Annotated in this window: 14 protein-coding genes; 9 read left to right on the top strand and 5 right to left on the bottom strand. The window is 72.2% G+C overall.

Translation table 11 applies throughout. From position 1 onward, the window contains the following. The first annotated feature begins 27 nt into the window (after positions 1-27). The 6 genes from ACF08N_RS02085 to ACF08N_RS02060 all read left to right on the top strand — a co-directional run bounded on the left by ACF08N_RS02085 (position 28) and on the right by ACF08N_RS02060 (position 7,474). Positions 28-864: a M55 family metallopeptidase gene (locus ACF08N_RS02085; RefSeq protein WP_392322870.1), complete on the top strand. Its 837-nt coding sequence runs from the start codon at positions 28-30 to the stop codon at positions 862-864. Next, positions 857-2,194 (top strand): M20/M25/M40 family metallo-hydrolase, encoded by a 1,338-nt coding sequence (locus ACF08N_RS02080; protein WP_392322610.1) that lies wholly within the window; start codon positions 857-859, stop codon positions 2,192-2,194. The genes ACF08N_RS02085 and ACF08N_RS02080 overlap by 8 nt, the downstream gene beginning before the upstream one ends. Before the next feature lie 237 nt (positions 2,195-2,431). After that, a complete protein-coding gene (locus ACF08N_RS02075) occupies positions 2,432-4,429 on the top strand; it encodes a prolyl oligopeptidase family serine peptidase (RefSeq protein ID WP_392322609.1) in 1,998 nt (665 codons plus the stop codon). Continuing rightward, positions 4,426-5,346 carry an LD-carboxypeptidase gene (locus ACF08N_RS02070; RefSeq protein WP_392322608.1) on the top strand — a complete coding sequence of 307 codons (921 nt, stop codon included), beginning with the start codon at positions 4,426-4,428 and terminating at the stop codon, positions 5,344-5,346. Before ACF08N_RS02075 ends, ACF08N_RS02070 begins: the two co-directional genes overlap by 4 nt. 167 nt (positions 5,347-5,513) lie before the next feature. Further along, a complete protein-coding gene (locus ACF08N_RS02065; protein WP_392322607.1) occupies positions 5,514-7,319 on the top strand; it encodes a CocE/NonD family hydrolase in 1,806 nt (601 codons plus the stop codon). Then, on the top strand, positions 7,316-7,474 hold the full coding sequence (locus tag ACF08N_RS02060) for a hypothetical protein (protein WP_392322606.1): 159 nt from the start codon (positions 7,316-7,318) through the stop codon (positions 7,472-7,474). Before ACF08N_RS02065 ends, ACF08N_RS02060 begins: the two co-directional genes overlap by 4 nt. A gap of 10 nt (positions 7,475-7,484) precedes the next feature. Here the strand turns inward: ACF08N_RS02060 and ACF08N_RS02055 are convergent, their stop codons facing one another. After that, the gene (locus tag ACF08N_RS02055) at positions 7,485-7,841 is read right to left on the bottom strand and encodes a hypothetical protein (protein ID WP_392322605.1); all 357 of its coding nucleotides are present in this window, start codon (positions 7,839-7,841) and stop codon (positions 7,485-7,487) included. On the opposite strand from ACF08N_RS02055, the gene ACF08N_RS02050 reads away from it, so the two are divergent. After that, the gene (locus ACF08N_RS02050) at positions 7,785-8,318 is read left to right on the top strand and encodes a DUF397 domain-containing protein (protein ID WP_392322869.1); all 534 of its coding nucleotides are present in this window, start codon (positions 7,785-7,787) and stop codon (positions 8,316-8,318) included. The genes ACF08N_RS02055 and ACF08N_RS02050 overlap by 57 nt on opposite strands. On the opposite strand, the gene ACF08N_RS02045 is transcribed toward ACF08N_RS02050, so the two are convergent. Continuing rightward, positions 8,308-9,375, bottom strand: coding sequence for an adenosine deaminase (locus ACF08N_RS02045; RefSeq protein WP_392322604.1), 1,068 nt, complete (start codon positions 9,373-9,375; stop codon positions 8,308-8,310). The genes ACF08N_RS02050 and ACF08N_RS02045 overlap by 11 nt on opposite strands. A 43-nt stretch (positions 9,376-9,418) precedes the next feature. Then, positions 9,419-10,165: a GntR family transcriptional regulator gene (locus ACF08N_RS02040; RefSeq protein ID WP_392322603.1), complete on the bottom strand. Its 747-nt coding sequence runs from the start codon at positions 10,163-10,165 to the stop codon at positions 9,419-9,421. 224 nt (positions 10,166-10,389) lie between these two features. Here ACF08N_RS02040 and ACF08N_RS02035 point away from each other — a divergent pair, with 224 nt between their 5' ends. After that, entirely contained in the window at positions 10,390-11,847 is a 1,458-nt protein-coding gene (locus ACF08N_RS02035; protein WP_392322602.1) for an MFS transporter, read from the top strand. A gap of 201 nt (positions 11,848-12,048) precedes the next feature. Continuing rightward, positions 12,049-12,606 (top strand): GNAT family N-acetyltransferase, encoded by a 558-nt coding sequence (locus tag ACF08N_RS02030; RefSeq protein WP_392322601.1) that lies wholly within the window; start codon positions 12,049-12,051, stop codon positions 12,604-12,606. Here ACF08N_RS02030 and ACF08N_RS02025 read toward each other — a convergent pair. Together ACF08N_RS02025 and ACF08N_RS02020 are read right to left on the bottom strand one after the other, a co-directional pair. Then, positions 12,572-12,922 (bottom strand): DUF6204 family protein, encoded by a 351-nt coding sequence (locus ACF08N_RS02025; RefSeq protein WP_392322600.1) that lies wholly within the window; start codon positions 12,920-12,922, stop codon positions 12,572-12,574. The genes ACF08N_RS02030 and ACF08N_RS02025 overlap by 35 nt on opposite strands. Positions 12,923-13,019: 97 nt before the next feature. Further along, positions 13,020-13,370 carry a VOC family protein gene (locus ACF08N_RS02020; RefSeq protein WP_215176964.1) on the bottom strand — a complete coding sequence of 117 codons (351 nt, stop codon included), beginning with the start codon at positions 13,368-13,370 and terminating at the stop codon, positions 13,020-13,022. Positions 13,371-13,428 lie beyond the last annotated feature (58 nt).

Here is a 13,428-nt window from a genome sequence, read left to right as displayed (position 1 = left end):
CGTGCACCCGTGGAACGGAGAGTGGCTGTGAAGATCCTGATCAGCGCCGACATGGAGGGCGCCACGGGGGTGACCTGGCCGGCCGACGTGCTGCCCGGCACCCCGCAGTGGGAACGCTGCCGTGCGATGTTCACCTCCGACGTCAACGCCGCCGTCCTCGGCTTCTTCGACGGCGGCGCCGACGAGGTGCTCATCAACGAGGCGCACTGGTCCATGCGCAACCTGCTGCTCGAACAGCTCGACGAGCGTGCCCAGATGCTCACCGGGCGCCACAAGTCGCTGTCCATGGTGGAGGGCGTGCAGCACGGGGACGTCGACGGGATCGCCTTCGTCGGCTACCACACCGGCGCCGGGTCCGAGGGCGTCCTCGCCCACACCTACCTCGCCAACTCCATCACCGGGGTCTGGGTCAACGGCGTCCGCGCGAGCGAGGGACTGCTCAACGCCCATGTCGTCGCCGAGTACGGCGTCCCCGTCGTCCTCGTCACCGGCGACGACCTCACCTGCGAGGACGCGCTCGGCTACGCGCCCGGCGCGCTGAAGGTCGCCGTCAAGGACCACGTCTCGCGGTACGCGGCCGTCTGCCGCACCCCGGCCAGGACCGCGTCCGAGATCCGGGCCGCCGCCAAGGAGGCCGCGGCGCTCGCCGTGCGGCACGACCCGGTGCACGGCGGGCCGTTCACCGTGGAGCTGGAGTTCGACGCCGAACATCTGGCCGCCGCCGCGACCGTCGTCCCCGGCGTCGACCGGGCACACGGCGAGCGGCGCGTCGCGTACACCAGCGAGACCATGTACGAAGGCATTCGGACGTTCAAGGCGGTCACGACGATCGTCTCCGCGGCCGTGGAGGAGCAGTATGGCTGACGTGACGACGACGCCCATGGATGCCCAGGCCCTCGACGAAGTGGTGACGTTCACCTCCGAACTCATCCGCATCGACACCACCAACCGCGGCGCAGGCGACTGCCGCGAGCGGCCCGCCGCCGAATACGTCGCCGAGCAGCTCGCCGCCGCCGGACTCGAACCCGCCCTCCTGGAACGCACACCGGGCCGCACCAACGTCGTGGCCCGCATCGAGGGGACCGACCCCTCGGCCGACGCGCTCCTCGTCCACGGCCACCTCGACGTCGTCCCCGCGGAGCCCGCGGACTGGACCGTCCACCCCTTCTCCGGGGAGGTGCGCGACGACGTGGTGTGGGGCCGCGGCGCGGTCGACATGAAGAACATGGACGCGATGGTCCTCGCCGTCGTACGGGCCTGGGCGCGGCACGGCATCCGGCCGCGGCGCGACATCGTGATCGCCTACACCGCCGACGAGGAGGCCAGCGCGATCGACGGCTCCGGCTACCTCGCCGACAGCCACCCCGGCCTCTTCGAGGGCTGCACCGAGGGCATCAGCGAGTCCGGGGCCTTCACCTTCCACGCGGGCCCCGGCATGACGCTCTACCCCATCGCTGCCGGCGAACGCGGCACGGCCTGGCTGAGGCTCACCGCCCGCGGCACGGCGGGCCACGGCTCCAAGGTGAACCGGGCCAACGCCGTGACCAGGCTCGCGGCCGCCGTCGCCCGGATCGGCGAGCACGAGTGGCCGGTGCGGCTCACCCCCACCGTACGGGCGGCCCTCGCCGAACTCGCCGTGCTGCACGGCATCGAGACCGACGTGCACGCGCCCGGCTTCGACGCCGACGCGCTCATGGCCAAGCTCGGGCCCGCCGCGGCCCTCGTCGAGCCGACCGTGCGCAACAGTGCCAACCCGACCATGCTGGCGGCCGGATACAAGATCAATGTGATCCCTGGTCAGGCCACCGCGTACGTGGACGGCCGGATGCTGCCCGGCGGCGAGGACGAGTTCGAGGCGACCATGGACCGGCTGACCGGCCCGGACGTCGACTGGGAGTTCCAGCACCGCGAGGTGCCGCTCCAGGCGCCCGTCGACTCCCCGACGTTCGCCAAACTGCGGGCCGCCGTCGAGCGGTTCGACCCGGACGGCCGCACCGTGCCGTTCTGCATGCCGGGCGGCACCGACGCCAAGCAGTTCTCCCGGCTGGGCATCACCGGCTACGGCTTCTCCCCGCTGAAGCTGCCGCCCGGCTTCGACTACGCAGCCATGTTCCACGGCGTCGACGAACGTGTTCCCGTGGAAGCCCTCCACTTCGGCGTCCACGTGCTCGACCACTACCTGCGAAGTGCTTAGGCCCTGTCCGGCCGATCTTGCCGGGCTCGCGTGCCCTGGCACGCTCCCCCGCAGCCTCCGGCGCGGGAGGTACCCCCACCCCCGTAGCCCTTCGGGCACGGGTGGGGGTCCCCCCGGCGAAGCCAGGGGGAGTGCCCCCAGCACCAGACCCTCCTCCTACGCCCTGCGGGCGTGGGGGGACCCCCAACTCACTGATCTGGCCTGATCGACCGGACAGGACCTAAGGAGAAGCGGCACATGGTACCCACCGGGCCCTACGGAACCTGGCCCTCACCGATCGGCGCCGCCCTCGCCGCCTCGCACGACGGACAGCCCGACCACCTCGGCATCGTCGGCGACGAGGTGTGGTGGACCGCGCCGCGCCCCACGGAGGGCGGCCGGCGCGCCCTGATGCGCCGGCGCCCCGACGGCCGCGAGGAGTCGGTGCTGTCCGTGCCGTGGAACGTGCGCAGCCGGGTCATGGAATACGGCGGCCTGCCCTGGGCCGGGACCGAACGGGCCGAGGGCGGTCCGCTGATCGTCTTCGTCCACTTCGCGGACCAGCGGCTGTACGCGTACGAGCCGGACCTGCCCGGCGCGCAGCCCCGTCCGCTCACGCCCCTGTCGTCCGTCGGCGGCGGCCTGCGATGGGCCGATCTGCGACTGCGGGTAGAGCAGGGTGAAGTCTGGTGTGTCATGGAGGAGTTCACGGGCGAGGCGCCCACCGATGTGCGCCGGGTGATCGCCGCCGTGCCGCTGGACGGCTCGGCCGCCGACGACCGGGGCGCCGTCCGTGAACTCGGCGACGACCGGCACCGCTTCGTCACCGGCCCCCAGGTGTCGCCCGACGGCCGGCACGTCGCCTGGATCGCCTGGGACCATCCGCAGATGCCCTGGGACGCCACGGTGGTGATGCTCGCAGAGGTGACGGATGACGGACCCTTCACGGCGGTGCGCACGGTCGTCGGCGAGGCGGACGAGTCGGTCTGCCAGGTCGAATGGGCCCCGGACGGCTCCCTGCTGTTCGCCTCCGACCGCGGCGGCTGGTGGGAACTGCGCCGTATCCGCCTGTCGGGCACCGCCTTCGGCCACGCCACCGCCCTGTGTCCGGGCCGGGGCGAGGAGTTCGGCGGACCGCTGTGGAAGACCGGCCAGCAGTGGTTCCGTCCGCTCGCCGGCGGACTGGTCGCCGTCGTCCACGGCAGGGGCACGACCTCGCTGGGGATACTGGATCCGGAGACCGGGGAACTCGTCGACGCCGCGGGCCCCTGGAGCGAATGGGCGTCCACGCTCGCCGTCTGCGGCGACCGGGTGATCGGCGTCGCCGCCAGCCCCCGAAGCGCCCCCGAGATCGTCGAGCTCGACACCCGCACCGGGCGCACCCGCGTCATCGGCAGCGCCCACGACGACCCGGTGGACCCCGCGTACTATCCCGAGCCGCAGATCCGCACCTTCACCGGACCCGACAACCGGGAGATCCACGCCCACATCTATCCGCCGCACAGCCCGGACCGTGTCGCACCCGACGACGAGCTGCCGCCCTACGTGATCTGGGCGCACGGCGGGCCCACCGGCCGGGCACCGCTCGTACTCGACCTGGAGATCGCCTACTTCACCTCGCGCGGCATCGGTGTCGCCGAGGTCAACTACGGCGGCTCCACCGGCTACGGCCGCGCCTACCGCAACCGCCTGCGCGAGCAGTGGGGCGTGGTGGACGTCGAGGACTGCGCCGCAGTCGCCGAGGCGCTGGCCGACGAGGGCACCGCCGACCCGCGGCGGCTGGCCATCCGCGGCGGCAGCGCCGGCGGCTGGACGGCGGCCGTCTCGCTCGCCACCACGGACGTGTACGCGTGCGGCACCATCATCTACCCGGTCCTCGACCTGCTCTCCTGGGCCGCCGACGGGACACATGACTTCGAGTCCCGGTACCTGGAATCGCTCGTCGGCCCGCTGTCCGAGGTGCCCGGCCGCTACCGGGAGCGGTCGCCGCTGACCCGCGCGGACGGCATCACGGCGCCGTTCCTGCTGCTCCAGGGCCTGGACGATGTCATCTGTCCGCCCGTGCAGAGCGAACGGTTCCTGGCGCAGATGGCCGGGCGCGGCATCCCGCACGCGTACATCGCCTTCGAGGGCGAGGGGCACGGTTTCCGCAGGGTGGAGACCATGATCCGGGCGCTGGAGGCGGAACTGTCCCTGTACGCCCAGGTCTTCGGCATCACCCGGTCCGACATCCCCCTGCTGGAGCTCAGGAAATGACACGGCCCCACCGGCTGGCCCCGGGCGCGCGAGTCGCCGTCGTCGCGCCCAGCGGTCCCGTGCCCGGCGACCGGCTCGACGCCGGTCTCGACATCCTGCGCGGCTGGGGCCTCGACCCGGTGGTGATGCCCCATGTCCGCGACACCCACGCGCGTCTGGGGTACCTCGCGGGCAGCGACGAGGCGCGTGCCCGCGACCTGACCGAGGCGTGGTGCGATCCGTCCGTGTCCGCCGTGATCTGCGCCCGCGGCGGCTACGGCGTCCAGCGCATGGTGGACCTGGTCGACTGGGCGGCGATGCGGGCGGCGGGCCCCAAGGTCTTCGTCGGCTACAGCGATGTCACCGCCCTCCACGAGGCGTTCGCCGTCCGGATGGGGCTCGCGACGCTGCACGGGCCGATGACGGGTGCGGTCACCTTCCTCAAGGACGCCCGCACCCAGGAGTCGCTGCGGGCCACCCTGTTCGAGCCGGAGTCGGTGCGGACCGTCGAGGGCCTGCCGGAGGCCCGCACGATGGTGCCTGGGAAGGCGAGCGGTGTCACCCTCGGGGGCTGCCTCGCCCTGCTCGCCGCCGACGTCGGCACGCCGCACGCCCGGCCGTCCGCCCGCGGCGGGCTCCTGCTGCTGGAGGACGTGGGGGAGGAGGACTACCGCATCGACCGCATGCTCACCCAACTCCTGCGCAGCGGCTGGCTGGCGGGCGTCGCCGGGGTGCTGCTGGGTTCGTGGGCCGAGTGCGGTCCGTACGAGCAGGTGCGTGCGGTGCTGCTCGACCGACTGGGGGACCTCGGCGTGCCGGTGGTGGAGGAGTTCGGCTTCGGGCACGGCGAGACGGGGCTGACGGTGCCGCTCGGCGTCCGGGCCACGCTGGACGCGGACGCCAGGACGCTGACGCTCGTGGAGCCGGCGCTGCTCTGACGGTCGGGGGCGCGGGGGGTGGTTTCCTTTGCGCGGGCGCTCTCCTTTGCGTAGGCGGGCGCTGAATTGGCGTCAAGAAGTGCGCGCACGGGCGTTGACGTGCATCTGACACGTGTCACAGCATGGGCGGCGGCCACCTCCTTACTGGTCGGTATGGCGTCCTCGATGTGGAGGTCCTCGTGTCACGTGCCCTGCCCGGAAGCCGCAAGCCTCTCGTATGGGCCGCCGGGGCCGCGCTGCTCGCGCCGCTCGCGCTCGCGTCCCCCGCCACGGCCGCCGTCCCGGCCGCGACGGCGGGTGAATACACGGTCACCGCACTGAAGTTCACCGTCGAGGCCGGCGACCGGACCTGCGTCGTCGACGCCGACCTCTACCGCCCCGCCGGCGTCGACGGCGACCGGACCGCCCCGGCCGTCCTCACCACCAACGGCTTCGGCGGCAGCAAGTCCGACGGAACCGCGGACACGGCCGAGGCGTTCGCCTCCCGCGGCTATGTGGCCCTCGCCTACTCCGGACTCGGCTTCGGCGGCTCCGGCTGTCTCATCTCCCTCGACGACCCGGACATCGACGGCCGGGCGGCCTCCCGCCTGATCGACTTCCTCGCCGGGACGCGGCCCGCCGACGACGGCACCACGATCGACTTCGTGACCAAGGACGGTGGCGGCGACCCGCGGCTCGGCATGATCGGCGGCTCGTACGGCGGCGCCATCCAGCTCGCGACCGCCGCCGTCGACCGCCGGGTGGACGCGCTCGTCCCCCTGATCACCTGGAACGACCTCAACCACTCCCTGGACCCCAACAACGCGGACGGCACGACCGTCCCCGGCGTCTTCAAGTGGCAGTGGACGAACGGCTTCTGGCTCATCGGGGAAGGACAGCCGCTGCTCGCGCCGAGCCTCGACCCGTCCCGCATCAACACGCTCGGCTGCCTGCACTTCGTCACCAGGGCCTGCGACACCCTGCGCCTGCTCAACTCCGGCCGCTACCCGGCCGACAAGGTCGAGGAGATGCAGGACTTCGCCCGCAGCGTGTCACCCGTCTCCTATCTGTCCCGGGTCGAGGCGCCCACTCTGCTCGTCCAGGGCCAGGCCGACAGCCTGTTCACCCTCAACGAGGCCCAGGCCAGCTACGAGACGCTCAAGGCCCAGGGCACCGAGACCAAGATGATCTGGCAGTCCTGGGGCCACAGCGGCGGCATGACCGATCCCGCGTCCGGCGAGCTCAACATCGGCGAGGGGAACCTGGAGACCAGCTACGTGGGGCGGCGCATCCTCGCCTGGTTCGACCGGTACCTGCGGAAGAACGCGAACGCGGACACCGGTCCGGCCTTCGCCTACTACCGCGACTGGCAGAGCGGCTACGGCGAGGCGGGCGCCGTTCCGTCCCTCTCCAGGAAGCTCTACCTCTCCGGCGACGGCGCGCTCGTCGACACCCGCGCCGAGGTCGCCCGCGGCAGCCGCACGTACGCGAACTGGCTGGTGCCCACCAGCCACTCCGAGTCGTCCCTGTCCGGCCTCATCGGCCTCACCGACCCGCAGCCCTACGACACCGCGGGCACGTACCTGGGCTGGCGCAGCGAGCCGCTGAAGGCACCGCTCGACGTGGTGGGCGCGCCAAGGGCCCGGCTCAAGGTGGTCTCGCCGGCGACGGAACGCGTCCAGCACTCGAACGACGCTGCCGACAAGCTGGTGCTGTTCGCCAAGATCTACGACATCGCGCCGAACGGCACGCGAACCCTGGTGAACCGCCTGGTCGCCCCGGTCCGCGTCCCGGACGTGACCAAGCCGTTCACGGTCGACCTGCCGGCCATCGTGCACCGCTACGAGACGGGCCACCGGCTGGAGTTCGTGATCGCGGCGAGTGACACGGCGTACTTCGGCAACCGGGGAGTCAAGCCGGTGACGGTGGTGAGCACGCCGGAGGACACGGGGGTGCTGGAGCTGCCGGTGGTGCGGGGTACGCCGTCGCCGTGACCGGCGAGGACGGCGACGGCGAGCTCGGGTACGACACGCTGCTGTACACGCGCTGCAGCCGGGTCGCGGACCACGCTGTCCCCGGTGTGGCCGAGCACGCCTTTTCTGTCACTGGTGAACACCAGCGCCGGGGCATCGCGTCCCATCGGCCCTGATTGCCGTCCGTCAGTCCCACAGCTTGTACGTCACCTCGGGCGGCAGGTGCTCGGGCCTGCTGCCGAGGAAGCTGAGGTGGAGCTGCCCGTACCGCTGCTGATCGGGGTTCTTCTCCCATGCCTGCGGGCGCTCGAGTGTGACGGTCACGGGGTACGAGTGGAACTTCCCCGCGGCGCAGTAGGGCTTGCAGTCGTTGACCACGTTCAGCCCGGTGGCCACGGCTGACGTCGGCCCCCACGACGACCATTTGAGTTCGGTCAGCCCACTGTTGCCGTCCCCGCAGGCGATCAGGAACTCGCTCGGGCGCACCTGCGCCTTCGTGAAGCAGTCCACGATCACGACTCGGTCGCCGGGCTGTACCGTCACGGAGGGGAACGCCGAGGCGGTTGCCGGTACAAGGCCTACTGCGAGCGATGTCGCGGCAAAGATCACGGCCGCGGTCCTCCGCTTACGTCTCTGCATGTCTGCTCCCAGCCGTCTCTCCCCGAGCCACCTGGCCAACCGTCCCCACGCACCTGTACCGCCCACCGCGCCCCACACCTCGCAGCGCATCCCGACAGGCGCTCCCGGCCCCTTCGAACCCGGTGCTCCTGTATCGACGCTACGACCGCACCAGGGGACCCACCACTTGGGCCCGGGACTCCTGTCCGTGCGCTCCAGCGCGGTCCGGCCCGGCTGGACTGGTTCAAGAGCACCTGCAGCGGATCGGACGGCGGCGACTGCGTCGAGGTCGCCGCGTCCGTCGACGCCGTCCACGTCAGGGACTCCAAGGACACCGCCCGCCCGGGACTGCGCGTGTCCCGGGCGAGCTGGGCGTGGTTCGTTGCGGAGGTTACGCGTTGAGCGCCGCGTAGCCCGGGCGGATCACCTCGTCGATCAGGCGCCGGCGCTCCGGCAGGGGCAGGAACGCCGACTCCGCCGCCGCGATCGTGAACTCCTCGAAGACCTCCGGGCCGTAGCCGAACGCCTCCGCCATGTGCACGAACTCCAGGCTCATGTCCGTCCCGGACACCAGGCGGTTGTCGGTGTTCAGGGTGACGCGGAAGCCCAGGCGGCGCAGCAGGTCGATCGGGTGCGTGTCGTACGACTTGGCCGCGCCCGTCTGGAGGTTGGAGGTGGGGCACACCTCCAGCGCGATGCGGTTGTCGCGCACGTACGAGGCGAGGTGGCCGAGCGTGGCCGTGCCGTCGTCGTGGACCGTGATGTCGTCCGTGATGCGCACACCGTGGCCGATGCGCTCGGCGCCGCAGACCTGCACCGCCTCGTGGATCGACTCGGCGCCGACCGCCTCGCCGGCGTGGATCGTGAAGTGGCAGTTGTGGTGCTTGAGGTGCTGGAAGGCGGGCAGGTGCCGGGCCGGCGGGTTGCCGATCTCGCCGCCCGCGATGTCGAAGCCCGCCACGCCGCGCTCGCGGTGCGCGACGGTCAGCTCGGCTATCTCCAGCGACCGGTCGGTGTGCCGCATACCCGTGAGCAGGGCGCGCACGGTGATGCGCCCGCCCGTGCGCCGCTCGCCCTCGCGCAGGCCCCTGTTCACCGCGTCCACGACCTCGTCGAGCGTGAGGCCCGCCTCCTGGTGCTGCTCGGGCGCGTACCGCACCTCGGCGTACACGACACCGTCCGCGGCCAGATCCTCCGCGCACTCGGCCGCGATGCGCTCCAGCGCCTCGCGCGTCTGCATCACCGCGCAGGTGTGGGCGAACGTCTCCAGATAGCGCTCCAGCGACCCCGAGTCCGCGGCGTCGCGGAACCAGACGGCGAGGGCTTCCGGGTCCTGGGTGGGCAGGGCCCGGTAGCCGCAGGCGCGGGCCAGCTCGATGATCGTGGCGGGGCGCAGACCGCCGTCGAGGTGGTCGTGCAGGACCACCTTGGGAGCGCGGAGGATGTCAGACAAGTGCATGCATCGGGAGTGTACGGTACCGCCCGCCGATGCGGGAGGCGCCTCAGTTCGACTGGAGGACCGGCAGGGCCGGTGCGCCCGTCGGGAGCATGTGCTTGGCCGCCAGGACCGGGGTGCCGTCCACCCGCACCACCTGCGTGACCAGGACCGCGGGCGTGTCCGCCGGACGCCCCAGCTGCTCCCCGCGCCGCCGGCCGAGCAGCGTCGCGCTGATCTGGCTGTGCGCCGTCAGGGCCGTGCCCCGTGACGCGGCGGCGAGGACCGCGACCATGGAACAGGCCGCATCCGGTGCCGACCGCAGCGCCTCGGCGAAGTCCGGGTGGTACCGCTCCAGCGTCTGCTCCGCGGCCGCCCACTCCTGGCTGAGCGCGGCCGCCGCACCGTCCCCGGCAAGCAGGGACTCCCAGAAGCGCAGCTCCGCCGCGGCGGGCGCGAGCAGATGCTGGGTGGTGAAGTCGGTGGGCTCCTCGACGGTGCGCAGCAGCGGCCGCACCCGCAGCGCCCGGCCCGCGCCGAGCAGCTCCTCCAGCGGCTGGATGTGCTCGTAACCGCGCCTGGGCGGGCTGGCGTTGACCGTACGGCCCACGCCCCTTCGCACGGAGAGCAGGCCGTCCTCCTGGAGCAGCAGCAGCGCCTCGCGCAGGGCCGGGCGGCTCACGCCGAGCTCGGTGGCGAGGCGCGGCTCGGAGGGGAGGGTGGACCCCGGCGGATAGGTGCCGTCGTGGATGGCGTCCGCGATCCGCTCGTACAGCACCACGACCGGTCTCCGCTGCTGCCCGCTGACTGCCACTGGCCCTCCTCGGCTCACTTGTCAGCAAGTTATGCGAGCGCGCGCCTCCGGAGCAACGCGGATCGCGTCCCTTCTGGCCTTTCAACCGGGGCCGGTGTGCGTCACGTCACGGGGGTCTTGACGTTCTACGCACGTAGATTCCACCCTGTGTGGGCACAGCTTGTCTGACAAGGCTCCTGTGCGTATTTCCGTCGAGGCATGACATCCAAGGCAAAGGGGCCGACATGTCCACCACGCTCGGCCGGACGCGTTCCGGGTCCGAATCCGATCTCGCGGGCCGGGGCCCGATGCTGCTGGCCATGGTGCTCGCCGTGCTCGGCTACCAGATCAACGCGACCATGCTCAGCCCCGCCCTGCCCGATGTGATCGAGCGCCTCGGGACCACCACGGCGGCCGCCGGCCTCTCGCAGACGCTGTTCTTCCTCATGGCCGCCATCGGTCAGGTCACCCTGGCCCGCCTGAGCGACCAGCGCGGCCGCAAGCCCATGATGATCGTCTGCGCGTTCGTGCTCATCGCGGGCAACCTGATGTGCGTCTTCGCCCCGAACATCGAGATCTTCATCGCGGGCCGCATCCTCCAGGGCGTCTCCGCCGCGATGTTCACCCTCGCCTTCCTCACCCTGAACCAGCTGCTCACCCCGGCCGGCTTCGGCAAGGCCGCGGGCATCATCACCGCCGTCAACGGCGGACTCGCCGGCGTCGACGCCATCGCCGGCGGCCAGATCGCCGACACCATCGGCTTCCGCGGCATCTTCGTGTGCTCCACGCTCATCGCCGTTGCCGGCCTGATCGGTGTCCGCAGGTACGTCCCCGACGTGCCGCCGACCACGGCGAACGCCCCCTTCGACTCGCGCGGCATCACCGCCCTGTCGGCCGGCCTCACCGGTGTGCTCGTCGGCCTGGCCCAGGGCGGGGCCTGGGGCTGGACCTCCCCGCTGACCCTCGCCTTCCTGCTCGGCGGCCTGCTGGCCCTCGTCCTGTTCGTCGTCTCGCAGAGGTCCGCGGCCAACCCGGTCATCGACATCGACGTACTCGCCTCTCGGCGCGCCTGGCCGCTGCTGATCACCACGATCTGCACCCTCGGCGGCGCGTTCGGCGCGATCGCGCTCACCATCCCGCTGTTCTCGCAGGACGCCCGGGTCGGCCTCGGCCTGTCCGCCGTCGCCGCCGCCGTCCTGTTCCTCACCCCGATCCAGCTCATCGGCGTGATCTCCGCGCCCCTCACCGGACGGCTGGGGCCGAAGGTCGGCTGGCGCCGGATCGTGGTGACGGGAGCCGTCGCCAACTTCGCGATCTTCGTCTTCGCCACACTCTTCCTGCACCACGAGTGGATCCTCGTGGCCTCGCTGGCCGCTCTCGGCGTGACCTACGGCGGCTTCATGCTGACCGGCCTCAACGGCCTCGCCGTCACGACCGCGCCCAAGGACAAGCCCGGCTCGCTCTCCGGGCTCAACGGCGCCTGCTTCGGCATCGGGGCCTCGCTCGGCATCGCCCTCGCCTCGGCCATGATCACGGCGGGCAGCGACGCCCACGGGCCGACCGCGGCGGGCTACCAGCACGCCATGTACACGGCTCTCGCACTCCTCGGCGTCGGGGTCGTCACCTCGCTGCTCATCCAGCGCCCCGACCCGGCGGACGCGGAGACGGCGGACGAGCCCGCGCTGGTGATCGCCCACCACTGACGACGCCGGCGGGGCGGTGGCGGTCCCTCCCGTGCGGCCCGGGGCCACGGGCTGCGCGTCCGGGTCACGGGCTGCGCGTCCGCCCCTCCTGCGCGCGGCGCGTGCCCGCAACCCCGCCCGGCGCCGGGCCCGTCGGCCCGCCCCGCGCCGCCCCGGTGGGCGTCCCCCGCCCACCCGCGATGCTCCCGTTAGGCTGGCGCGATGTCGCCGACTCCCGCTCCCCCTGCCGCCACCGGTGAGCGGATCGTGCTGCGCCCCCTCACGTACGCCGACGGGGACGAGTTCACCGCGCGTGCCCGCGAGAGCATCGGGCATCACCGGCCCTGGCTCTTTCCGCCGCTCACCGCGGACGCCTACGCCGCCTACGCCGGCCGGCTCATCGAGGACCCGGCGAAAGCCGGTTTCCTCGTCTGCGAGCGCGGCACCGGAGCCATCGCGGGCTTCATCAACATCAACAACATCGTCGAGGGCGCGTTCCTCAGCGGTGCGCTCGGCTACGGGGCCTTCGCCCACTCCGCCGGACACGGGCTCATGGGGGAGGCGCTGCGCCTCCTCATCGGCCACGCCTTCGGGACGCTCGGGCTGCACCGCCTGGAGGCCAACATCCAGCCGGGCAACACCGCGTCCCTCGGCCTCGTGCGGTCGGCCGGCTTCCGGCTGGAGGGCTACTCGCCCGACTTCCTCCACATCGACGGCGCCTGGCGCGACCACGAACGCTGGGCGATCACCCGCGAGATGACCGCCGCCGCCGGTCGTTGACCTTCATCGTGTCCATGTCGGTCGCCGACGACCTGAGGTCCCGCCAGCCGTGTCCGAGCGCCGCGAGCGCCCGCTCGGCCCGGTCCTCGGCGATCGCCCCCGCCATCTCCTCGCCGTCCGCCGCGTCCGAGACGACGACGAAGCGGTACGTGAAGTGCCGGAGCGCGCTGTCGTAGGCGAGCGACCCCTCCTCGGTGAACCGTGCCGCCGCGAGGCCGTGCCGGTCCGCGTCCGCGAGGAGCGCCGCGCGCCCCTGCTCGGTCAGACCGTCCCACGTACCCCGCACGATCACCCGGTACGTGTGTTGCGTGCTCATGTCCGCGCCACCCTCTGCCTCGCCCTGCCGCGCCCGAATCCGTCGGCGGTCAAGACTACGGGGACCGGGACGAGAACCCGCCGGAATTTACGGGCGCTCAGGCCGCCTTGCGGTCCACGTACTCGAACACCGAACCGTCGGGGTGGACGGCGATCAGGTTGCGCCCCACCGGGGTCGGCACCGGACCGGCCACGACCCGGGCACCGACCGCGGTCAGCGTCTCGTACGCCTCGTCCACGTCCTTCACCGCGATCGTCGCCGACACCTTCCGCAGGACCTCGAGCTCCGACTCCGGACCGCTCATCAGCAGGAAGCAGCCGACCGCCGCGACCGAGACGCCGCCGCGTTCGAAGCGCAGCGGCGGGGCGCCGGTGAGCCGCTCGTAGAAGGCGGCCGACGTCTCCAGGTCGTCGACGCAGATGCGGAGTGTGGTTCCGAGGATCTCCATGCAGGGGAGGGTAGTTGGCCCCGGTGTGCCCTGTCAGGGGCGTGTGTCCGCAGGCAGG

It is taken from the genome of Streptomyces sp. NPDC015127 (assembly GCF_043080095.1).
Lineage (GTDB): Bacteria > Actinomycetota > Actinomycetes > Streptomycetales > Streptomycetaceae > Streptomyces.
The sequence above is the reverse complement of the archived record's forward strand: the minus strand, read 5'-3'. Positions and strand labels throughout refer to the sequence as shown.

Excerpts from the sequence above, each read along its gene's own strand:
- ACF08N_RS02080 (WP_392322610.1), top strand. The coding sequence starts at position 857 with ATGGCTGACGTGACGACGACGCCCATGGATGCCCAGGCCCTCGACGAA.
- ACF08N_RS02075 (WP_392322609.1), top strand. The coding sequence starts at position 2,432 with ATGGTACCCACCGGGCCCTACGGAACCTGGCCCTCACCGATCGGCGCC.
- ACF08N_RS02070 (WP_392322608.1), top strand. The coding sequence starts at position 4,426 with ATGACACGGCCCCACCGGCTGGCCCCGGGCGCGCGAGTCGCCGTCGTC.
- ACF08N_RS02045 (WP_392322604.1), bottom strand. The coding sequence starts at position 9,375 with ATGCACTTGTCTGACATCCTCCGCGCTCCCAAGGTGGTCCTGCACGAC.
- ACF08N_RS02035 (WP_392322602.1), top strand. The coding sequence starts at position 10,390 with ATGTCCACCACGCTCGGCCGGACGCGTTCCGGGTCCGAATCCGATCTC.
- ACF08N_RS02030 (WP_392322601.1), top strand. The coding sequence starts at position 12,049 with ATGTCGCCGACTCCCGCTCCCCCTGCCGCCACCGGTGAGCGGATCGTG.
- ACF08N_RS02025 (WP_392322600.1), bottom strand. The coding sequence starts at position 12,922 with ATGAGCACGCAACACACGTACCGGGTGATCGTGCGGGGTACGTGGGAC.
- ACF08N_RS02020 (WP_215176964.1), bottom strand. The coding sequence starts at position 13,370 with ATGGAGATCCTCGGAACCACACTCCGCATCTGCGTCGACGACCTGGAG.